Below are 19675 nucleotides of genomic sequence, written 5' to 3'. Positions count from 1 at the left end.
GTGGCTGTACCCCCCATGATCAACCATGCGCTCGACGGCGTGACGGTCCTCGACCTGAGCCAGGGCATTGCCGGCCCCTACTGCGCCGCCCTGCTGGGCGAGCTTGGAGCACGCGTGCTCAAGGTGGAGCCGCCCGGCGGCGATTGGCTGCGATACGCTGGCGGGCGCATAGGCAGTTCCACGGTGATGTTCGAAAGCTTCAATCGCGGCAAGCAGTCCATTGCGCTCGATCTCAAGACGCCGGCTGGTGCAGCCGCAGCCCGGCGGCTGGCGCTGAGCTCCGACGTGGTGGTGGAAAATGCACGCGTCGGTGCCATGGACCGGCTGGGCCTGGGCTATGGACATCTGAGCGCCGAACGGCCCTCACTGGTCTATACCTCCATCAGCGGTTTCGACCCGCAGGGCCCTCGTGCCCGGCAACCCGCCACCGATACCGTGATGCAGGCCTACGCCGGTATCGCGCAGCATGCCACCTCGGTGCCCGGCATGCCGCGGCTGCGCATCGCGCTGGTGGACATCGTCAGCGGCCTCTATGCCCACCAGGCAACGCTGGCTGCGCTGATGCAGCGCTGGCGCGGCGGAGCCTGTGGCTCAGGCCAATGGGTCCGGATTGACCTCGCCCATGCAATGGCTGCACTGCAGGCCTACAAGATCGCCGACACGCTGGTCAATGGCCCCTCCAGCGACCTTGAGGCCTTTGCCATCGCCGGCAACTACCAGGCACGAGACGGCGCATTGTCGATCAGCGCCGCCAATGACACCCAGGTGCTGGCCGCGCTGCAAGCCCTCGGCTTGAGAGACCTGGTCGAAATATCCGATTTCGCCGATGCCCCGGCACGCCAGACGCACCAGGCCGCACTGCGCGAACGGATTGCACAAACGCTGGAGTCCATGGCTCTTGGCGATGCGCTTGGCCGGCTGCAGGCAGCACAGGTGCCTTGCCAGCCCATTCTCGACTATGCCGGCTTCGTGGCCGATGCCCAGGCCAGCTCACCAGGCCTGTTCCAGTGGCTGCGCTGCGCCAGCGGTGCGCAACTGCCCGCCGTGCGCATGCCCGGCACCGCCAGTACCGCGCCGCTGCCCCGCGCCCCATCCCTCGACGAACACGCGGCGCAGTTGTGCGCCGAATTCCAGCTGGAGTACGAATGAATCCGCTTGCCAAGGCGTTTGCGCCCGCATCCATCGCAGTGCTCGGTGCTTCCGACAATCCGCACAAGGTCGGCGGGCGGCCGATTGCCTTCATGCTGCAGTATGGCTACCAGGGGCGAATCTACCCCGTCAACCCACAGCGGCCCGAGATCCAGGGGCTGCGCGCCTACGCCTCGCTGGCGCAACTGCCCGAGGTGCCAGAGATGGCGGTGGTCGCCGTCGGAGGCCAAAGCGGGCTGGAGCTGGTGCAGCAATGCGCGGCCGCTGGCGTGGCAGCCGTGGTGGTCATGGCATCGGGCTATGCCGAGTCCGGCGACGAAGGCCGGCTGCTGCAGCAGCAGATGGTGGCCGCCTGCCGCGCCAGCGGCACCCGCCTGGTAGGCCCCAACTGCCAGGGGCTGGCCAACTTCCGCAATGGCGCCATCGCCAACTTCTCCACCATCTTCCACGAGCAGCCCGGCCAGGACGGGCCGCTAGCCATCATCGGCCAGAGCGGCGCCGCCACACAGTCCGTCTACGTGCTGGCACAGGCCCGGGGCATGCATGCACGCTATGTGCATGCCACCGGCAACGAGGCCGACGTGACCGCGGCCGAGCTGCTGCTGCAGACGGTGGAGGACACCGATATCCGCGCCGTGGTGATGTACCTCGAAGCGCTTGCCGATCCGCAGGCGCTGGCACGCGCCGCCGCGCGCGCTGTCGAGCGCGGCGTGCCGGTGATCGCCGTCAAGGGCGGGCGCACGGCCAACGGCCAGCGCGCCGCCACCTCGCACACCGGCGCCATGGCCACCGAGGACCGGGTGGTCGACGCCTTCTTCGAGCGCCACCACATCATCCGCGCCACCGACCCCTACGAGGCGATATCCATCGCCGCGCTGTGCGTGGGCACGCCGCTGCCGCAGGGCTCCAACCTGGTGGTGATGAGCAACTCGGGCGCCAGCTGCGTGATGGGCGCCGACACGGCGGACGAGCTGCGCATGCCACTGCTGTGCTTTGCCGAGCCCGCAACCCAGGCGCTGCAGCGGGTGATGCCGGCCTTCAGCAGCGCCAGCAATCCCATCGACCTGACCGGCGCGATGCTGACCGACCGCCAGCTCTTCCCCGGCGTGGTCGAGGTGCTGGCCCGCCAGGAGGAGTTGCACCTGCTGATGGTTTCGTTCCCCATTGCCGGCAGCGGCTATGACGTGAACGGCTATGCCGATGCCCTGGCCCGCCTGGCGCGCGAGCGCTTGGTCACGATCGCCGTCTCGGCCTACCAGGAGCCGGTGCGGGAAGCCTTCCGCCAGCGCGGCCTGGTGGTCTACGGCCGCGAGCGCGAGGCGCTGCAGGCCCTCGATACCTATGCCACCTATGCCCAACGGCTGCGGGCCTCGGCGGCGCACACTGCCGACATGGCATCTTCGACACCGGCCCTGCCAGCCGGCGGCGGCCCGCTGGACGAGGCATGCAGCCTGGAGTTGCTGCGTGCGATCGGCATCCAGACCATCCCCTTCGCGCTGTGCGCCGATGCCGATGCGGCGGTGGCCGCGGCAGCGCAGATGGGCGGCCCGGTGGTGCTCAAGGGTTGCTCGCCCGATGTACCGCACAAGAGCGAGCATGGCTTGGTGTCACTGAATTTGACCTCCCCGCAGCAGGTGCGGGATGCTGCACTACGCCACGAAGCCACGCTGCGCGCGCTGCATGCGCGCAGCAGCGGCGTGCTGGTAGCGCGCATGCTGGGCGGCGGGCGCGAGCTGGCATTGGGGGCGCGCATGGACCCGGTGTTCGGGCCAGTGGTGCTGGTGGGCGACGGCGGCATCTACCTGGAGGCCCTGCAGGACCTGCGCCTGCTGGTGCCGCCCTTCACCGAGGCCGATGTGGCCAACGCCCTGGCGCGCCTGCGCATCGCGCCCTTGCTGGCGGGCGTGCGCGGCGAGCCGCCGGCCGATGTACCGGCCTTCTGCCGCATGGCCGTGCGCCTGGGCCAGGCCATACTGCAATGGGGTACCCAGGTGGCCTCGATCGACATCAACCCGGTCAAGCTGCTGGCGGCGGGCCAAGGCGCCTTCGCGCTCGACGCGGTCGTGGAACTGGCGAAGGACGGCCATGGCGCATGAAGCCGCCGCACCGGACATGGCACATTCCGACTCGATCAGTATCCAACGCACAGGCCCGCTGCTGCGACTGACGCTGAACCGCCCCGCAAAGGCCAATGCACTCACGGCAGAAATGCTGCAGGCACTGGCCCAGGCCGTGCAAGGCACTGCACGCGGCGATCTCATCGTATTGGACAGCGCCGCGCCGCGCCTGTTCTGCGCCGGCGCAGACATCGCCCAGTTCGTATCCGGTGCGCAAGCTTTGCGGCAGCAGGAGCATGGGCTGCTGGCGCTGATCGAGGCAATGGCCCAGTCCCAGGCTCCCATCGTCGCCGTCGCCCGCGGGCGAGCCGCAGGTGGCGGCGCCATCCTGCTGGCGTTGGCCGATGTCGTGCTGGCCGCCGACGATCTACAGATCTCGGCGCCCGAATTCGTCTTCGGCATGTATCCGGTGATTGTCGAGACCGTGCTGCAATCGCGCCTGTGGCCGGCACTGGCCAGCCGGCTGTGCCTGGGCGCAGGCAGCCTCGGCGCCAAAGAAGCGCTGGCACTGGGATTGGTGGCAGAAGTGCTGCCTGCAGCCGATTTTGCGGCCACGGCGGCAGCCCGAGTCAACCACTATATCGGCCGCCAAGCCGGCCTGCAGGCGCTGCGCGACAGCCGCCGCGCAAGTGCCGCCACGGCGGCGCTGCGCCAGCAGCTGGCCACCGTGGCACCGATGATGATCGCCAACTTCCAGGCGTCTGGCGTGCGCGAACGCATCAATAGTTACCTGGAAGGGCTGCGCCAGCGGGCTGACTGAGAGTCCAGTGAGTGGCTTGGCATTTGTAGAATAACCATCCACTATCCAATCCTCCACACCTGATGGCCGAATCTTCCCCCCCCGAGAAACTGGTTGGAGCGTTGAGCTCCGGGTTGCGCATACTGCGCTATCTGGCCAGCGCGGATACGCCCACCGGGGTCACGCGGATCGCGCGCGATCTGGGCATCAATGCCAGCACCTGCTTCAATTTGCTGAAGACGCTGGTCCACGAAGGGCTGGCGATCTTCGACGAGGACACCAAGACCTATGCCATCGGCCTGGGCATGGTGGAGCTGGCCAAGGGCGCGCTGGAACAGGCATCCTATGTACGGCTGCTGCGCCCTCACCTGCAGGAGCTGGCGCGCCGCCACCGGGTAACGACCACGCTGTGGCAGCGCAGCACCAAGGGCCGCGTGGTACTGGTCGACCTGGTGGAAAGCTCGTCCACCATGCGCGTGCACATGAGCATAGGCCAACGGCTTCCGATGTACCTGGCGGCGCTCGGGCGCTGCATGGCAGCCTACTCCTCGCTCCCCCCCGACGAACTGCGCACGGAGCTGAGCGCCATCCGCTGGGAGAACGGCCCGAGCTTCGAGGCCTATATGCGCGATGTGGAGCAGGTCAAGCGCATCGGCTACGCGTCGGACGTGGACAACTATGTCTCTGGCATCACCACGGTGTCGTCGCCCATTCTCGACTCGCAGCGCTCGGCACTGATGGCGCTGAGCGCGGTGGGCTTCTCGGCACAGTTTTCCAAAATCGGCGTGGAGTCGCTCGGCGAGGACCTGCGCCAGCGCTGCAGCGACATCTCGTATTCGATCTCCGGCGGCACCGTGCAGCTGGATTACTCAAACGCCTAGCCCCCCAGCAGCCGCAGCCCCGGCGGCAGGGCATCGCCAAAGCTGCGCCGGGCATCGGCCTCGTCTTGCACGGCGACCTCCCGCACCAGCTGCAGCCAGCGTGCCGGCGCCTGGGCTTGCTGCAGCTGGTGCAGCACGCGCTCGCGCAAGGGCTCGGCGATGTCGCGGGCGCGGTCGCCGGTCATGCGGGCCATCTGCACCGCGGCGAACATGGCGGTTTCGTTCTTGCGCCAGTCCTGGGCCAGGGCGGCATCCAGAAACTCCTGCGCCGCCTCGGGCGGCATCACCAGGTGTGCGTTGGCGGCCAGCGGCTGGCGCGCGGCCAGGCGGCCAATGGCCCACCAGGTCTGCACCGTCTCCTCGGGGCGCTTGAGGCGCTGCAGCATCCACTGGCCCATTTCCTGGCGGTACTGCCAGGGCACGGCCTCCATCGCCGCAAACAGGCGCAGCATGTCGTCGTAGCTCCCATGGCTCGATTTGCCGCCGCTTCTGCAGGTCTGCTGCACCGCCTTTTGCATGTGGCCGGCCACGTCTTCCAGCAGCTCCATCTGCTGCGCCTCATCGAGGCCGGCCGCCACGCGGCGCCAGAACACCCACCACTCGGTCCAGTTGCCGGCCTCCTTGCCGTGGCCCAGGCCCTGGGCGTACAGCGCCCAGATCTGCTGCATGCGCCAGGCATCGAGCTCGGCCCCCACGCCGGGGCGCAGGCACCAGCCCGCAAGATTGAGCCATACGCGCTCGTGCTCCGGCGTGCGGCGGCGGCGCTTGGCGCGGGCCAGCAAGGCATCGAACAGCACACGCAGCAGGCCCAGCGCCCAGCCCTCGCGCGGGCCGAGCAGCTTTTCCAGCGACTGGCGCAGCTGGCGCACTTCCTTGAGCGCGATCTCCTGCGCCTGGTGGCCGAAGATGCGCTCTATCAAATCAATAGCTTTCTGCGATTTACCATCATTAATTTCAGATATTTTTATATCTGAAATCTTTTCTGAATGCGCGATAGTAGCTATCGAATTGGAAGCATCCACGGCGCCGCGCACCACGAATGGCAGCAGCCAGGACTGCGCGGCCTCTTCCACGGCCACGCAGCGCACCTCCAGCGTGCCGACCTCGGTCATGCCGGCCTGCAACTGCACTTCGACCTGGGCCTTGCCGCCGCGCCCTTCGGGCGCCGGCAATACGGTGGACAGCGGCGGCAGCTCCACCCAGCCTTCGCCACCGACTTCCGCGATCTGCCCCGCCTGCGCGGGTTGGTTGCCGCGGCTGCTGGCCAGCAGGTTGAAGCGCACGGCCTGACCCAGGCGCAGCGCAAAGCGCCGGCCCGACAGCACGATGCGAACGCCCTCTTCGGTGCCGCGCGGCAGCAGGCAGATGCCTTGCGGGCGGCCGCCGGATCTGGAAGGCAGCAGCAGCCAGTAGCTGCGCGCCGCGCCGCCGCCGATCTGCGGCAAAGGCAGGCTGGCCTTCGCCAGGGCAGTTTTTTTCTCAACCGCCGGCCGATAGCGCGCCAGCCCATGGGCCACGGCCCCCCGCGCCACGGCCCAGTCGGGGTGCGGGTTGTGCAGTACGCGCACCGGGCTGCCGCGCCAGGCCGAGAGTTGTTCGGTCAACCTCTCGACCACGGCATGGGCATGGAACACGCCGCCGTTGAGCAGCACGGTGTCGGGCAGCTGCGTGGCCGCATGCTGCGACAGGAACTGCGCCAGGTGCCGCGAGATCGCCGCATCGGCCGGGTATGGCAGGCCAAAGCCGCGCAGCGCGCCCTGGCGCCGGGCCGGCGCAGCGCCGATCTGCGCGGGTGGCAGAAAGCCTTCCAGCACCCATTGGCGCACCTGCGCACGCGTGAGCGTGGCGCTGCGCGCCTGGGCCAGCAGGCGGCTGCCGCCGCCCAGCAGGGTAACGGCCACGCTTTGCGGCGCATCTGCAGCCAGCAATTGCTCCTTGGCAATGCGGCAGCGCTGCGCCAGCTGGGCAAATCTTGCGGCCGGCAAGCGCTGGCCTTCGCCAGCAAACTGCGCCTCCAGCTGGTGCGCCAGCGCCAGGTCCATGTTGTCGCCGCCCAGCATCAGGTGCTCGCCCACGGCGGTGCGGGTGAGCACGGGCAGGCCGCCATCGGGCGCGGCGTCCACGCGGATCAGCGTCAGGTCGGTGGTGCCGCCGCCCACATCGACGACCAGCACCAGCCGGCTGCCGGCCAGCCTGGCCGCGAGCTGCCCGCCCTGCAGCACCAGCCAGTCGAGGAAAGCCGCCTTGGGCTCTTCCAGCAGGTGCACTCCGGGCAGGCCGGCCAGTTGCGCGGCCTCCAGCGTCAGCGCACGCGCGCCTTCGTCGAACGAGGCCGGCACCGTGAGTACCACGGTCTGCTCGCGCAGCGGAGCCTCGGGGTGGGCGTGCTCCCAGGCGGCCTTGACATGGGCGAGATACGAGCTCGATGCCGCCAGCGGCGACACCTTGGCCACATCCTCTGCCGCCCCCCAGGGCAGTATGGGCGCCGTGCGGTCGACCCCGGTGTGCGACAGCCAGCTCTTGGCACTGGCCACCAGCCGGCCCGGCGCGGCCGTGCCCAACTCGCGCGCCCAGCGGCCAATGACGGCCGGCGCCTGCTGCGAGGCATCCTGCGGCGGCCAGGGCTCGCGCCAGGCCTCGCCCAGCTCGCCAGGCGCGGCCTGGTAGCGCACCGACGGCAGCAGCGGCTGGGCAACGACTTCGCCGGCGGCGCTGCGCTGGGCGATATCCAGCAAGGCGATATCGGCGGCAAGGCCCCCCAACGGTGCATGGGCCACGACGGTATGGCTGGTGCCGAGGTCTATGCCCACTACATGACGAGCAAGGCCCAAAGAAGTGCATCCAGTCGCGGCCGTCATGTGAGGCGGTTCAGGCCAGGGCATCAATACGCCGCGGGCCCGGCGTCTTCGGCGGAAGCCTGCGCCCGCACATCGAACTCCACCTTCCAGCGCTCGCTGCCGCCCACGGGCACGGCATTGAGCTCCAGCGTGCCGATGTCGGTCACGCGCGCATGCAGGGTGACGGGCACGACCTCGCCCCCCGCTGCACCGCTGTTGCGGCCCTCGGCGGGCAGGTGGACTTCGATTTCCTGCAGCTCCACCAGTTCTTCGGGGCCCCAGAAATCCAGCATGGTGCCCACGGCATCGCTGCGGCGCACGCTGGAGCCGAAAAAGCGCAGGCGCACCGGCTCGCCCACGACCAGGCCGAACTCCTGCGCGGCCAGCGCCACCTCGGTGCCCTCTTCCATGCCGAAGGGCGCGAGGCACAGCGCCGAGATCGGCGGCTCCATGCCGGGGATGGCGGGCATGTTCGATTCCACGCCCACGTAGTAGCTCTGCGCCGTGCCGCCGCGAATGCGCACGCCCCGGCCCTGGCGCACATGGCCGTAGTAGGCGGCGCCGCGCGCCACCGCTAGGTCGAGGTTGGCGCCGTCGAGCAGGCGCGCGGGCGCTGCACCCTCGGCAGCCAGCCAGCCGTTGACGACTTCGAGAATGCGCTGCTCGATCTGCGCGGCCTTGAGCACGCCGCCATTGAACAGGATGGCCGTGGGGTGCAGGAAGCTGGCCCCCGCGGGCTGCGTGCCCTGCAGGCCATCGATCTGCTCGGTGGCGCCGGCCTGGCGGCTCAGGAAGGCGGCCAGGTGGCGGGTCACCGCGGCGTCCTGCGCATAGGGCAGGCCCAGTTGCGTGAGCGCGCCGCGCGCGCGGCTCTGGGGCTTGTCGGCGATGGCCGCCCGGGGGAAGAAGCCCTCGACCAGCATGGCCAGCACTTCGGCGCGGGTGACTTCGGTGCGGATGCTGCCGCCGATCAGCTTGCTGCCGCGGCTGGGCACCACCACCGGCACCGACTGCAGGCTTTCGTCGGCCAGCAGTTGCTCTTTGGCGGCCCTGCAGCCATGGGCCAGCGCACGGGTCTGCCAGGCGTCGAGCTGCCGGCCCTCGGCCGCGAGCTTGCGCGCCACGCCATAGGCCAGCGCCAGGTCCATGTTGTCGCCGCCGAGCAGGATGTGCTCGCCCACGGCCACGCGCTGCAGCTCCAGGTTGCCATCCTTCTCCAGCACCGCGATCAGCGACAGGTCGGTGGTGCCGCCGCCCACGTCCACCACGAGGATGATGTCGCCGTGCTTGACCTGCTTGCGCCAGTGGCCGCCGCTGGCCTGGATCCAGCTGTAGAGCGCGGCCTGCGGCTCCTCCAGCAGCGTGAGCTGCTGGTAGCCCGCGGCCCTGCAGGCCTCGGCCGTGAGCTCGCGCGCGGCCGGGTCGAACGAGGCGGGAATGGTGACGGTGATGTCCTGCTGCTCGAACGGTGCCTCGGGATGGGCCTGCTCCCAGGCCCAGCGCAGGTGCGAGAGATAGCGGATGGAGGCGGCCAGGGGCGAGACACGCTGCACCTCGGGCGGCGCGTCCGCCGGCAGCAGCGGCGAGCGGCGGTCCACGCCGGGATGGCACAGCCAGCTCTTGGCGCTGGACACCAGCCGGATCGGCGTGGCCGCGCCGCGCGTGCGCGCCAGCTCGCCGACCACGAAATCCTGCTGCCCGAGCTGGGCGCTCCAGGGCAGGGCCATGTCGCCCGCGTTGAGCTCGTTCTCGTGCGGCAGGTACAGGAAGGACGGTAGCAGCGGCTTGGCCTCGATGCTGGCCGGCCCGGTGAGCTGGGGAATGTCCAGCACGCCCTGCACCACGTTTTCTCCGTCGCACGCAGACTTGTCCACCCACGACAGCGCGCAATGCGTGGTGCCCAGGTCGATGCCGATGCTGAACTTGGCGGGGTTGCGGTCCATGCTCACAGCTCCACCTCGGCTTGCGCGATCACCTTGGCGGCCTGGGCATCGGTGAGCTGCGGCAGGCGCACATCAGCCACCCGCCAGCCGCGATGCGATAGCATGCCGGTGAACGGCGCCTGGCCGACCACATTGCCGGTCAGTCGCACGGCAGCGGCATCAAAGCCGCTCTGCAGCGTAAGGCGCGAGCCCTCGGGCTCGGCGCGCACGGCTTGAATGCTGAAATGCTCGCGCAGCACCTTGCGGCAGCCCTCGTGCACCACGCGGGCCGCGGCGCCGATCTCGGCATCGGTGTAAGCAGCCACTTCCTCCTGAACGAAGTCCACAAAACGGGCCTCGCGCTGCAGCAGGCCCAGCAGCTGCAGCGCGGCGGTGTCCGCGGCACCGGCGGCGGGTACTTCGACGCGCCTTTCCACCGTCTTCTCGACGATCTTTTCCACCGGCACTTCCACGCGGATTTCGACGATCTTCTCGACCAGTTTCTCGACCGGAACCTCGACACGCACTTCCTGGGGCGGCACGTCGGCGGCCAGGGCCTCACCGCCGCGCAGGCGCCTCACGTCGCCAGCCAGGCGGCCGTTGCCGAGAATGGCGAAGAAGCTGCCGATCGCGATCGCGATGCGGCTGAAAAAGGATGGGGGTTGGGAATGCATGGCAGGGTATTCAGAAGCAGGCGCCGCATGGCGAGGCATGCGGCGCTATGGGGCCGGCATGGAGCTGCCGGCTACAGGGCGGAAATTTTAACGATTTGCCGGATTCCCTCGACTCCATTCGGAAGTCATCAAATTTGATAGCAAACAGCGCAATAGCCATCGCGGTAAATTCCGATCTTCATGGCTATTTCGCCAACGCAACCCCGCCCGCCAGCCGCCGCGATACCTCGCGCCGCACCTGGGGCGGCGCGTCCTTGAGCAGCTCGGGCCAGTCGGCCTGGGCCTGCTGCACCAGCTTTTTGGCCATGCGCAGGTGGTTGGGAATGCGCGCCAGCCCGGCGCGCGCCAGCAGCGCCTCCAGCTCGGCCCAGCCGAAGGCGCGCAGCTTCTGGTCGATGGCGCGGTTGATGCCATAGTCGGTGGGCGGCACGTCATGGAGCAAGGCGCTCACGCACACCGGATCGTACAGCGGCGCCAGCACCGGCTGGTGCGCGTCGGGGTAAGTGAGCGCCCAGTTCTTCAGGTGCGCATCGGTGTTGCCCATCAGGATGAAGGCCACCAGGCGGTGGACGAACTCGCGCACGTCGGCCACGCGGTTGGCAGACAGGGCGTTGAGCACCCGCAGCATGTTGCCGTAGTCGGCAGCCAGATCACTGCCGTACTTGCGGCCCGGCGGGTAGCCCAGCACCTGGATGAACTCCTCCATGTGCACGCGCAGCCCATCCGGGCCGCGGTCGAAGCGCCGCACCACCAGGATCTGCTCGAACGGCACCGCCCCGGGCAGCTCGGCCTCGGCGCGGCCGACGATGCGGGCCTGCGCGCAGTCGAGGCCCAGCGCCTGCGCCAGGCGGTAGCCCGTCATCTCGTTGGCCACCAGGTCGGGATGGCGGCTGGTGGGCAGCTTGAGGATGTACGAGCCCGCCTGGCCGTGCTTCTTGACCGCGTAGCGCCGCCCGTCGTACACGGCCGAGAACTTGGTGACCACGCCGGGCAGCGAGGCGGCGTCCTCCACCGGAGACTCGACGAAGCCTGGCTCCAGCACATCGAGCCCCATCGCCGTGTGCCAGTGGCGCACCACATCGGGGATGCCTTCGTCCCGCGGCACGGGCTCCACCTCCAGCGCGCCCATCAGATCGTGGCCCGCGGCGGCCAGCAGCTCGAACTCGTCATCGGGCGAGCAGTGGCGCTCGCGCGCCAGCCGCTCGCGGTTATGACCTTCGGGCAGCAGGTTGCTGAAGTAGCTGGGCCAATGCCCATCGGTACGCACCAGCCGGTGGTCGCGCGCGGCCGTCAGGATGGCCTGGGTCGCGGCCTCGTCGGCGCCGCGCAGCGACAGCGACAGCGCCGGCCGGCGGGGGTCGCGCACATAGTCCTCGTCGAACGAGGCACGCAGTATGTCGCCGTACTGCGACAGATAGCCGATCGCCCGCCGGCTGCGGTCCGGCAGGTGCAGGTACATGCGCAGGTAGCGAATGGCGGTGCTCATGACGGCCTCTCAAAAAGATAGCTGCCCACACATGCTGGACATACCCTAGCGCTCATTCTTATCGTAACTCTTTCGCAGCAGCTCCTCCACCACCGACGGCGGCGCCCCGGCACCGCTGGGCTGGGCCAGCACCCGGCCGCCAGACTGCACAAAGGCCTCGACCTCGCTGCGCACCGAGTGCGGCACCAGCATCAGCGTCAGGCCCAGCGCCTGCGCCATTTCCTGCACGGTGGACAGGCGCGGATCGACCACGCCCGACTCGGTGCGCTGCACCGTCAGCCGTGTCAGGCCCGCGGCCTGCGCCAGCTCTTGCTGGCTCAGCCGCGCTGCCTTGCGGCTGGTGGCGAGCATTTCAGCAATGTTCATCATGATATGTATTCATCTATAAATGCATACTTTAATGATCTTCTCAAAAATTGCAAGCAGGCCAGATCATTCCACCATGCATGCATCCAGCAATGCCTGCAGCATGGAGAACTGCCCGCTGGGATTGGGCAGGCTGGTGGGCAAAATAGCCGGTTCGCCCCACGCCACCGCGGGCCGCACGATCACCTGCCCCACACAGGCCAGCCCCGCACCATCCCCACGCGGCGGGCCGGGTCCAGCCCGCGCAGCGCCTCTTGCTCCAGCAGATCCATCAAGTGGGATGGACAGGCATCGCCTTCCGCCATCTGAAAACCCAGCGACGCATAGAACCGTGCATTGAAGGGCGCCAGCCGGTCGGTGGTCAGCGATGCCCCCGCCAGCCCCCGCGCCCGGCCCTGGGCCAGCAGCGCCTGCAGCAGGCTTCGGCCTATGCCCCGGCGCTGCCAGCGGGGGTGCACATCCATCTCGCCAATGTGAAGCCAGCCGTCCACCACGCTCGCGCCGGCAAAGCCCACAGGTTCCGCGCCTTCATTGAAAGCCGCCAAGAGCAACCCGGCGCCCAGATAGCACCGCAGGTCTTCATCGCTGCTTGCCACCGCAGCACCAGACACCGCCCCCGCCACGCGCAAAGTCTCGAACGAGGCCAGCTCGATGGCCCGCAGCGCTGCGAAATGGCTGGAATCAGCGGGATGGATGGAGATGAGGGAAGCCATGGGGAAAACCGCTGGCGCCCAAGCATCTCGCGCGACACGTAAACGCGGTCATGTCTTGGTCAGAGCAGCCAGATGCGGGCAAAAAAGAAGCCTGAGGCACGGCGCCCAAGGGATTGATTTCAATGTGGGCAAAACCAAGCTCCGTACCGCTGGAGTGCCGCCATGCAAGGTGATCTTGAACCCGCAGGCAGTCGGCAGTCATGGCGATGGCTCCCACGGATTGGCGATGGCCACACCTGTCGGCTGGAAATCAGCCACGTTGCGCGTTACCACCGTCATGCCGTGCACCAGCGCCGTAGCCGCGATGAGTGCGTCACGCTCAGCGCGCTTGTCCGGCACATGCAGTCGAGCGCAGCGCTGCGCCACAGCGGTATCGATAGGCAACGTGCGCCCGGAGAACTCGGGCAGTACGTGCTGCTCCAGCCACGAGCGCAGCATGCCCCCCTGGGTCGCGTCCTTGCGTTCAATCGACAAAACGCCGAGCTCCAACTCCATGATGGTGATGGCCGATACGAAGAGGTCGGCGGCATCGACGCTTTCCGTCCATGCCGCCACATTCGCATCGGCCTTGCCAAGCCGTACCTTGCGCAGCTCCGACAGCACGTTGGTATCGAGCACGTACATCATGAGAGATCAGCCGGCCGGGCTCCAATGGTCACGCGCGGCGGCTCAAACTCGATGTCCGCAACACCCGGCATCGCCAGCGCATCGGCAATGTTGCGCCGCTGCTTCGTCAGCCGCTGATAGTCCTCGAAGCTGAGCAGCACGTGCGCGGGCTTGCCGCGATCCGTGATGAACACCGGGCCGCTCTTGGCCGCCTTCTTTGCCCGGGTCACGTCCTGGTTCAGCTCCCGGCTGGTTAGCGTTGTGATGGTCATGGGCATCTCCTGCAATCACCTAATGTAGTTACGTTACTACAATCTTGATGAACGGGCAAACGGCCGAGTCCCCCCCCCCGGCGGAAGGCAGGAAAACGCTGCTGGCGACCTGCCAAGGAAAAAACCCGCATGCCATGCAGCACGCGGGTTTCGAGAGGTTCTGAGACAACCTGAGATGTTCTTTTGGTAGGGCCTCGCGGAGTCGAACCGCGCACCAACGGATTATGAGTCCGCTGCTCTAACCAAGCATGAGCTAAGGCCCCGGCACCATCACCTTGCAGTGAAGCTTTCTATTGTAGGGCCTATTTCGTATGGCTCAGCGCATTGCTCACCAGCCGCGAGGTGATGCCCACGATCTGGATCATCTTCTCGTAGGGCATGCGGGTCGGGCCGATCACGCCCAGCGTGCCGACGACCTTGCCATCCACCCGGTAGGGCGCGCTGACCAGCGACAGCTCGTCAAACGGCAGCACCTGGCTTTCGCCGCCGATGTAGATCTGCACGCCCTCGGCGCGGTTGGAGCTGTCGAGCAGGTGCAGGATCTGCGTCTTCTGCTCGAACAGGTCGAAGGCGCGGCGCAGGTTGTGCATGTCGTGCGAGAAGTCACTCACCGCCAGCAGGTTCTTCTCGCCGGCGATGACCAGCTCGTCCTGGGTCTGGGTGGCGCCTTCGTCATCCACATTCACGGCCTGCAGCATCAGCGCCGCGATCTCGCCGCGCAGTTTTTCCACCTCGCGCTTGAGCTGCTCGCGCACCTTGTCCATCGCCATGCCGGCGAAATGCGCATTGAGGTAGTTGGCGGTCTCCACCAGCTGGCTCTGCGCATAGTCGGACTCGGTGAAGATGACCCGGTTTTGCACATCGCCCTCGGGCGACACCAGGATCACCAGGATGCGCTTTTCCGACAGGCGCAGGAACTCGATCTGCCGGAACGCGCTGTTGCGCCGCGGCGCCAGCACCACGCCCACGAACTGCGACAGCTCGGACAGCACGCTGGCCGCGTTGGCGATCACCTTCTGCGGCTGCTCGGGCGCGATCTCGGCCGACATGGCCTGCTCGGGCTCCATCGTCAGCATGGTGTCCACGAACAAGCGATATCCCCGGGCCGTGGGAATGCGTCCGGCCGAGGTGTGCGGGCTGGCGATCAGCCCCAGCTCCTCCAGGTCGGCCATGACGTTGCGGATCGTGGCGGGCGACAGCGCCAGGCCGGGCGCCCGCGACAATGTACGGGAACCTATGGGCTGGCCGTCCGCTATGTAGCGTTCAACCAGCGTTTTGAGCAACAACCGGGCGCGATCATCGAGCATTGCCGCATTTTAATGATCTAATTTGTGCATGCAGCCCCACTTCCATCATGTCGCCCTGGTAGGCAAATACCATGCGCCGCCCTCCCCCGAGGTGCGCCAGCAGTCGATCAGCGCCCTCACCGAGGTGGCCGCCTACCTGGAATCGCTGGGCGCCAGCGCCTATGTGGAGAGCGAGACCGCCAACTTCACCGGGCTGGACCACTATCCGGTGCTGCACGTCGACGAGATCGGCACCCGCTGCGACCTGGCGCTGGTGCTGGGCGGCGATGGCACCATGCTGGGCGTGGCCCGGCAGCTGGCGCGCTACGGCATCCCGCTGGTGGGCGTGAACCAGGGCCGGCTGGGCTTCGTGACCGACATCCCGCTGCAGGGCTACCACGAGCCGCTCAAGGCCATCATGTCGGGCCAGTACGAGGAAGAATCGCGCTCGATGATGCAGGCGCGGGTGATGCGCGACGGCGACTGCGTGTTCCGCGCGCTCGCCTTCAACGACGTGGTAGTCAACCGCGGCGGCACCTCGGGCATGGCCGAGCTGCGCGTCGAGGTGGGCGGCCAGTTCGTTGCGCACCAGCGCGCCGACGGCCTGATCATCGCCACCCCGACCGGCTCCACCGCCTATACGCTGTCGGTGGGCGGCCCCATCGTGCACCCCACGGTGCCATGCTGGATCATGGCGCCGATCGCGCCGCACATGCTCTCCAACCGGCCGATCATCATCCCCGACACCGAGGAGATCTCCATCGAGGTGATGGGCGGGCGCGACGTGGCGGCCAACTTCGACATGCAGTCGCTCGCCTCCATTTTGCGCGGCGACCGGATCCTGGTGCGCAGCGCGCCGCACAAGGCGCGCTTTCTGCACCCGCGCGGCTGGAACTACTACGCCACGCTGCGCAAGAAGCTGGGCTGGAACGAGGGAGGATTCCCGTCATGAGCCTCAGGCGCATCGCGCTGCGCGAGTTCGTGATCGTTGCGCAGATGGAGGTGGAGTTCGCCGGTGGCTTCACCGCGCTGACCGGCGAGACCGGCGCCGGCAAATCCATACTGATCGATGCGCTGCAGCTGGTGCTGGGCGCCCGCGCCGACTCGGGCGTGGTGCGCCAGGGCGCCGAGCGCGCCGAGATCGTGGCCGAGTTCGACACCCCGCCCAGCCTGCTGCCCTGGCTGGCCGAGGCCGGCATCGACGACGGCGATGCGCTGCTGCTGCGCCGCGTGATCGATGCGCAGGGCAAGAGCCGCTTCTGGATCAACGGCGTGCCCGCCACCGCCACCCAGCTGCGCCAGGTGGCGCCCGAGCTGATGGACATCCACGGCCAGCACGCCTGGCAAAGCCTGATGCAGCCCGAATCGGTGCGCCGCCTGCTCGACGCCTACGCCGGCGCCGCCACCGCCGAGGTGCACGGCGCCTACACCGCCTGGCGCAGTGCAGAAAAGGCGCTGCAGCAGGCCCACGGCCAGCAAGAGCACAACCAGCGCGAGCGCGAGCGGCTGCTGTGGCAGATCGCCGAGCTGGACAAGCTCGCGCCGCAGCAAGGCGAATGGCCCGAACTCAACGCCCAGCACACGCGGCTGTCGCACGCGCAGGCCCTGATGGACGCGGCCCAGCAGTCGCTCGCCATCCTGAGCGACGACGACGCCGGCATCGCCGCGCAGGCCGCGCGCGCGCTGCACCTGCTGCAGGGCCAGGTGCACGTCGAGCCCTCGTTCGCGGCGATGGCCGAGGCCCTGGAATCGAGCCTGGCGCAGCTCGACGACGTGGTGCATTCACTGAGCGGCTACCTGCGCCATGCCGAACTCGACCCCGAGCGGCTCGACGCGCTGGACCAACGCCTGGGCCAGTGGCTGTCGCTGGCGCGGCGCTACAAGCGCCCGCCCGAAGAGCTGTGGCCGCTGCTGCAGGCCTGGCGCGCCGAACTCAGCGCGCTCGACCAGGCGGCCGACCTGGACACGCTGGCCCAGGCCGAGCAGTCCAGCCGCCAGCGCTACCAGCAGGCCGCGCGCCAGCTGACGCAGCTGCGCACCCGGGGCGCCAGGCGGCTGTCCGCCGCCATCACCGAATCCATGCAGGGCCTGGGCATGGCGGGCGGCCGCTTCGAGGCCGCCGTCAGCCCCGCCAGGGAGCCGCGCGCCGACGGCCTGGACGAGGTGGAATTCCTGGTCGCCGGCCACCCGGGCGCCGAGCCCCGCCCTATTGCCAAGGTAGCCTCGGGCGGCGAGCTCTCGCGCATCTCGCTGGCGATCGCCATCTCCACCAGCCGCCTCGGCCAGGCACCCACGCTGATCTTCGACGAGATCGATGCCGGCATAGGCGGCGCCGTGGCCGATGCGGTGGGCCGCGTGATGCACCAGCTCGGCAGCGACCGCCAGGTGCTGGCCGTCACCCACCTGGCGCAGGTGGCCGCCCGCGCCGACCACCACCTCGTGGTAGCCAAGCAGCGCAGCGGCCGCGGCACCACCAGCCACATCGAAGGCATGGCGGGCGAGCGCCGCGTCGAGGAGATTGCGCGCATGCTCGGCGGCGAAAAGATATCCGCCACCTCGCGCGCGCATGCGCTGGAAATGATGTACGGAGAACGCGATGCCCACGCCAGCCGCTGAAACCCCGCCCCTGCACGTAGTGCTGCTCACCGGCATGGCCGGCTCCGGCAAGTCGGTCGCGCTGCATGCGCTCGAAGACATGGGCTACTACTGCCTGGACAACCTGCCGCCCGAGCTGCTCACCTCGCTGCTGTCGCTGCAGAACTGGCAGCACGGCCAGCACATCGCCATCGCCATCGACGCGCGCAGCGCCAGCTCGCTGCACCTGGTGCCGGCGCAGCTCCAGGCCATGCGCGCTGCCGGCACGCAGGTGCAGCTCATCTACCTCGATGCCCAGCGCGACACGCTGATCCGGCGCTTCTCCGAAACCCGCCGGCGCCACCCGCTGACCAACGAGGCACTGCAAAAAGGCCCCAAGGCCCTGGTGCAGATGATCGACGAAGAGCGCGCGCTGCTGGCCGAGCTGCGCGAGCAGGCGCATGTGATCGACACCTCGTCGATTCGCGCCTCGCAGCTGCAGGCCTACATCAAGCAACTGATGCAGGCGCCCACCACCAGCATGACGCTGGTGTTCCAATCCTTCGGCTTCAAGCGCGGCATCCCCATGGATTCGGACTTCATGTTCGACGTGCGCATGCTGCCCAACCCCTACTACGAGCCCGAGCTGCGCCCGCTGACCGGGCTCGACGCGCCGGTGGCCCACTTCCTGCAGCAGCAGCCCGAAGTGCTGCAGATGAAGACCGACATCGTGCAGTTCACAGGCCGCTGGCTCACCGCCATGGCGCACAACCACCGCAGCTACGTCACCGTCTCCATCGGCTGCACCGGTGGCCAGCACCGCTCGGTCTACCTGGCGGCCGAGCTGGCCCGCCATTTCAGCGCCGGCTGGACAACGGTGCAGCGGCACCGCGAGATGGAGCTGATCGCAGAGATGGCACAAAAATCATAGCTGCCACCACTTGCCAGCATTGGATTTCAATATGAAAAATACTTGAAATCCTTTACCGGAGAGCGCTCAAAGCTCACTTTTTAGCCATCCCCAGCAGCAGCGAGCGAATAGGCGCCGGCATGCCCACATCGGCCCAGTCCTTTTCCGCGCACCAGATGCCCGGCCCCGGCGGCTGCGCCGCCGCGCCGGCCTGCGCGGCCACCGGGTGCAGGTACAGGTCGCGGTGCGTCAGCACATGCAGGAAGGCCGGCAGATGCGCCTGCAGCGCCCCATCCATGCCGGGCAGCGCCTGCGCCAGCGCGGCCTCCGACTCGAACACCGGCAGGCAGTGCAGCCCGGCCCAGATGCCGGGCGCAGGGCGCTTTTGCAGCCACACGGCACCATCGCCACGGCGCAGCAGCAGCAGCCACCATTGCTGGGCGCTGCGCTTGAGCGTGCGCGTTCTGACTGGAAAACGCTCGGGCGTGCCCAGCTTGCGCGCCCGGCAGCCGTGCTGCACCGGGCACAGCAGGCAGCTCGGGCCGCGCGCGGTGCACACCGATGCGCCCAGGTCCATCAGGCCCTGGGTATAGCGCGGCATGCTCTGCGCCAGCTGCGTCTCGGGCAGCAGCGATTCGGCCAGCGCCCAGAGCTTTTTCTCCGACGCGGCCTTGGCCAGGTCGTCCTCGAAGGCGAAGGCCCGCGTCAGCACCCGCTTGACGTTGGCATCCAGGATCGCGGCCCGCTCGCCAAAACAGAACGATGCAATCGCCGCCGCGGTCGAGCGGCCTATGCCCGGCAGGCTGGCCAGCTCGGCCGCGCTGCGCGGAAACTCGCCGCCAAAGCGCTGCACCACCGCCTGGGCGCAGCGGTGCAGGTTGCGCGCCCGGCTGTAGTAGCCCAGCCCCGCCCACAGCGCCATCACATCTTCGTCGCTGGCGCCGGCCAGCTCGCCGACGCTGGGAAAGCGGTCGAGAAAGCGCTGGTAGTAGCCCAGCACGGTCGTCACCTGCGTCTGCTGCAGCATGATCTCGGACAGCCAGACCCGGTAGGGATCGGTGGTGTTCTGCCACGGCAGGTGGTGGCGCCCGTGCTCGGCCTGCCATTGCACCACTTGGTCGGAAAAATCGCTCACGCTCGCCT

General features: G+C 68.3%; 17 protein-coding genes and 1 tRNA gene. 7 read left to right on the top strand and 11 right to left on the bottom strand.

What is annotated here, in order from left to right; translation table 11 throughout:
• The 4 genes from ACODRX_RS04875 to ACODRX_RS04860 all read left to right on the top strand — a co-directional run bounded on the left by ACODRX_RS04875 (position 1) and on the right by ACODRX_RS04860 (position 4886).
• Positions 1 to 1149, top strand: coding sequence for a CaiB/BaiF CoA transferase family protein (locus ACODRX_RS04875; protein WP_488869897.1), 1149 nt, complete (start codon positions 1 to 3; stop codon positions 1147 to 1149).
• A complete protein-coding gene (locus ACODRX_RS04870) occupies positions 1146 to 3245 on the top strand; it encodes an acetate--CoA ligase family protein (protein WP_488869895.1) in 2100 nt (699 codons plus the stop codon). The genes ACODRX_RS04875 and ACODRX_RS04870 overlap by 4 nt, the downstream gene beginning before the upstream one ends.
• 16 nt (positions 3246 to 3261) lie before the next feature.
• On the top strand, positions 3262 to 4026 hold the full coding sequence (locus ACODRX_RS04865) for an enoyl-CoA hydratase/isomerase family protein (RefSeq protein WP_488869893.1): 765 nt from the start codon (positions 3262 to 3264) through the stop codon (positions 4024 to 4026).
• Between the two features lie 62 nt (positions 4027 to 4088).
• Positions 4089 to 4886: an IclR family transcriptional regulator gene (locus ACODRX_RS04860; RefSeq protein ID WP_488869892.1), complete on the top strand. Its 798-nt coding sequence runs from the start codon at positions 4089 to 4091 to the stop codon at positions 4884 to 4886.
• Here ACODRX_RS04860 and ACODRX_RS04855 read toward each other — a convergent pair.
• The 10 genes from ACODRX_RS04855 to hrcA all read right to left on the bottom strand — a co-directional run bounded on the left by ACODRX_RS04855 (position 4883) and on the right by hrcA (position 15069).
• The gene (locus ACODRX_RS04855) at positions 4883 to 7744 is read right to left on the bottom strand and encodes an Hsp70 family protein (RefSeq protein WP_488869891.1); all 2862 of its coding nucleotides are present in this window, start codon (positions 7742 to 7744) and stop codon (positions 4883 to 4885) included. The two genes, ACODRX_RS04860 and ACODRX_RS04855, sit on opposite strands and share 4 nt — an antisense overlap.
• A 23-nt stretch (positions 7745 to 7767) precedes the next feature.
• Complete coding sequence (locus ACODRX_RS04850; protein WP_488869890.1) at positions 7768 to 9666, bottom strand: Hsp70 family protein; 1899 nt, start codon at positions 9664 to 9666, stop codon at positions 7768 to 7770.
• 2 nt (positions 9667 to 9668) lie between these two features.
• Complete coding sequence (locus ACODRX_RS04845; protein ID WP_488869889.1) at positions 9669 to 10319, bottom strand: DUF2760 domain-containing protein; 651 nt, start codon at positions 10317 to 10319, stop codon at positions 9669 to 9671.
• A gap of 184 nt (positions 10320 to 10503) precedes the next feature.
• Complete coding sequence (locus tag ACODRX_RS04840) at positions 10504 to 11805, bottom strand: type II toxin-antitoxin system HipA family toxin (protein ID WP_488869888.1); 1302 nt, start codon at positions 11803 to 11805, stop codon at positions 10504 to 10506.
• 45 nt (positions 11806 to 11850) lie between these two features.
• Positions 11851 to 12174 carry a helix-turn-helix domain-containing protein gene (locus tag ACODRX_RS04835; RefSeq protein ID WP_488869887.1) on the bottom strand — a complete coding sequence of 108 codons (324 nt, stop codon included), beginning with the start codon at positions 12172 to 12174 and terminating at the stop codon, positions 11851 to 11853.
• 179 nt (positions 12175 to 12353) lie between these two features.
• Complete coding sequence (locus ACODRX_RS04830) at positions 12354 to 12884, bottom strand: GNAT family N-acetyltransferase (protein ID WP_488869886.1); 531 nt, start codon at positions 12882 to 12884, stop codon at positions 12354 to 12356.
• A 198-nt stretch (positions 12885 to 13082) separates the two neighbouring features.
• A complete protein-coding gene (locus ACODRX_RS04825) occupies positions 13083 to 13511 on the bottom strand; it encodes a type II toxin-antitoxin system VapC family toxin (RefSeq protein ID WP_488869885.1) in 429 nt (142 codons plus the stop codon).
• The gene (locus tag ACODRX_RS04820; RefSeq protein ID WP_488869884.1) at positions 13508 to 13762 is read right to left on the bottom strand and encodes a type II toxin-antitoxin system Phd/YefM family antitoxin; all 255 of its coding nucleotides are present in this window, start codon (positions 13760 to 13762) and stop codon (positions 13508 to 13510) included. The genes ACODRX_RS04825 and ACODRX_RS04820 overlap by 4 nt, the downstream gene beginning before the upstream one ends.
• A gap of 184 nt (positions 13763 to 13946) precedes the next feature.
• Positions 13947 to 14025, bottom strand: a tRNA-Ile gene (locus tag ACODRX_RS04815).
• A 39-nt stretch (positions 14026 to 14064) separates the two neighbouring features.
• On the bottom strand, positions 14065 to 15069 hold the full coding sequence (gene hrcA / locus ACODRX_RS04810; protein WP_488869882.1) for a heat-inducible transcriptional repressor HrcA: 1005 nt from the start codon (positions 15067 to 15069) through the stop codon (positions 14065 to 14067).
• Between the two features lie 28 nt (positions 15070 to 15097).
• On the opposite strand from hrcA, the gene ACODRX_RS04805 reads away from it, so the two are divergent.
• Genes ACODRX_RS04805 through rapZ form a run of 3 tightly spaced genes read left to right on the top strand, consistent with a single transcriptional unit; the run spans position 15098 to position 18553 of the window.
• Positions 15098 to 16000 (top strand): NAD kinase, encoded by a 903-nt coding sequence (locus ACODRX_RS04805; RefSeq protein ID WP_488869881.1) that lies wholly within the window; start codon positions 15098 to 15100, stop codon positions 15998 to 16000.
• Positions 15997 to 17664 (top strand): DNA repair protein RecN, encoded by a 1668-nt coding sequence (recN, locus tag ACODRX_RS04800; RefSeq protein WP_488869880.1) that lies wholly within the window; start codon positions 15997 to 15999, stop codon positions 17662 to 17664. The genes ACODRX_RS04805 and recN overlap by 4 nt, the downstream gene beginning before the upstream one ends.
• On the top strand, positions 17645 to 18553 hold the full coding sequence (gene rapZ, locus ACODRX_RS04795) for an RNase adapter RapZ (RefSeq protein WP_488869879.1): 909 nt from the start codon (positions 17645 to 17647) through the stop codon (positions 18551 to 18553). Before recN ends, rapZ begins: the two co-directional genes overlap by 20 nt.
• 73 nt (positions 18554 to 18626) lie before the next feature.
• Here the strand turns inward: rapZ and mutY are convergent, their stop codons facing one another.
• Positions 18627 to 19667 carry an A/G-specific adenine glycosylase gene (gene mutY / locus ACODRX_RS04790; protein ID WP_488869877.1) on the bottom strand — a complete coding sequence of 347 codons (1041 nt, stop codon included), beginning with the start codon at positions 19665 to 19667 and terminating at the stop codon, positions 18627 to 18629.
• Between the last annotated feature and the right edge of the window lie 8 nt (positions 19668 to 19675).

The sequence above is a fragment of the Comamonas sp. FG99 genome (genome assembly GCF_057808605.1).
The sequence above is the reverse complement of the archived record's forward strand: the minus strand, read 5'-3'. Positions and strand labels throughout refer to the sequence as shown.

Bases quoted from the DNA above. Each gene is read 5' to 3' on its own strand.
- ACODRX_RS04870 (WP_488869895.1), top strand. From the start codon at position 1,146: ATGAATCCGCTTGCCAAGGCGTTTGCGCCCGCATCCATCGCAGTGCTC.
- ACODRX_RS04865 (WP_488869893.1), top strand. From the start codon at position 3,262: ATGGCACATTCCGACTCGATCAGTATCCAACGCACAGGCCCGCTGCTG.
- ACODRX_RS04860 (WP_488869892.1), top strand. From the start codon at position 4,089: ATGGCCGAATCTTCCCCCCCCGAGAAACTGGTTGGAGCGTTGAGCTCC.
- ACODRX_RS04855 (WP_488869891.1), bottom strand. From the start codon at position 7,744: ATGACGGCCGCGACTGGATGCACTTCTTTGGGCCTTGCTCGTCATGTA.
- ACODRX_RS04850 (WP_488869890.1), bottom strand. From the start codon at position 9,666: ATGGACCGCAACCCCGCCAAGTTCAGCATCGGCATCGACCTGGGCACC.
- ACODRX_RS04845 (WP_488869889.1), bottom strand. From the start codon at position 10,319: ATGCATTCCCAACCCCCATCCTTTTTCAGCCGCATCGCGATCGCGATC.
- ACODRX_RS04840 (WP_488869888.1), bottom strand. From the start codon at position 11,805: ATGAGCACCGCCATTCGCTACCTGCGCATGTACCTGCACCTGCCGGAC.
- ACODRX_RS04835 (WP_488869887.1), bottom strand. From the start codon at position 12,174: ATGATGAACATTGCTGAAATGCTCGCCACCAGCCGCAAGGCAGCGCGG.
- ACODRX_RS04830 (WP_488869886.1), bottom strand. From the start codon at position 12,884: ATGGCTTCCCTCATCTCCATCCATCCCGCTGATTCCAGCCATTTCGCA.
- ACODRX_RS04825 (WP_488869885.1), bottom strand. From the start codon at position 13,511: ATGATGTACGTGCTCGATACCAACGTGCTGTCGGAGCTGCGCAAGGTA.
- ACODRX_RS04820 (WP_488869884.1), bottom strand. From the start codon at position 13,762: ATGACCATCACAACGCTAACCAGCCGGGAGCTGAACCAGGACGTGACC.
- hrcA (WP_488869882.1), bottom strand. From the start codon at position 15,069: ATGCTCGATGATCGCGCCCGGTTGTTGCTCAAAACGCTGGTTGAACGC.
- ACODRX_RS04805 (WP_488869881.1), top strand. From the start codon at position 15,098: ATGCAGCCCCACTTCCATCATGTCGCCCTGGTAGGCAAATACCATGCG.
- recN (WP_488869880.1), top strand. From the start codon at position 15,997: ATGAGCCTCAGGCGCATCGCGCTGCGCGAGTTCGTGATCGTTGCGCAG.
- rapZ (WP_488869879.1), top strand. From the start codon at position 17,645: ATGCCCACGCCAGCCGCTGAAACCCCGCCCCTGCACGTAGTGCTGCTC.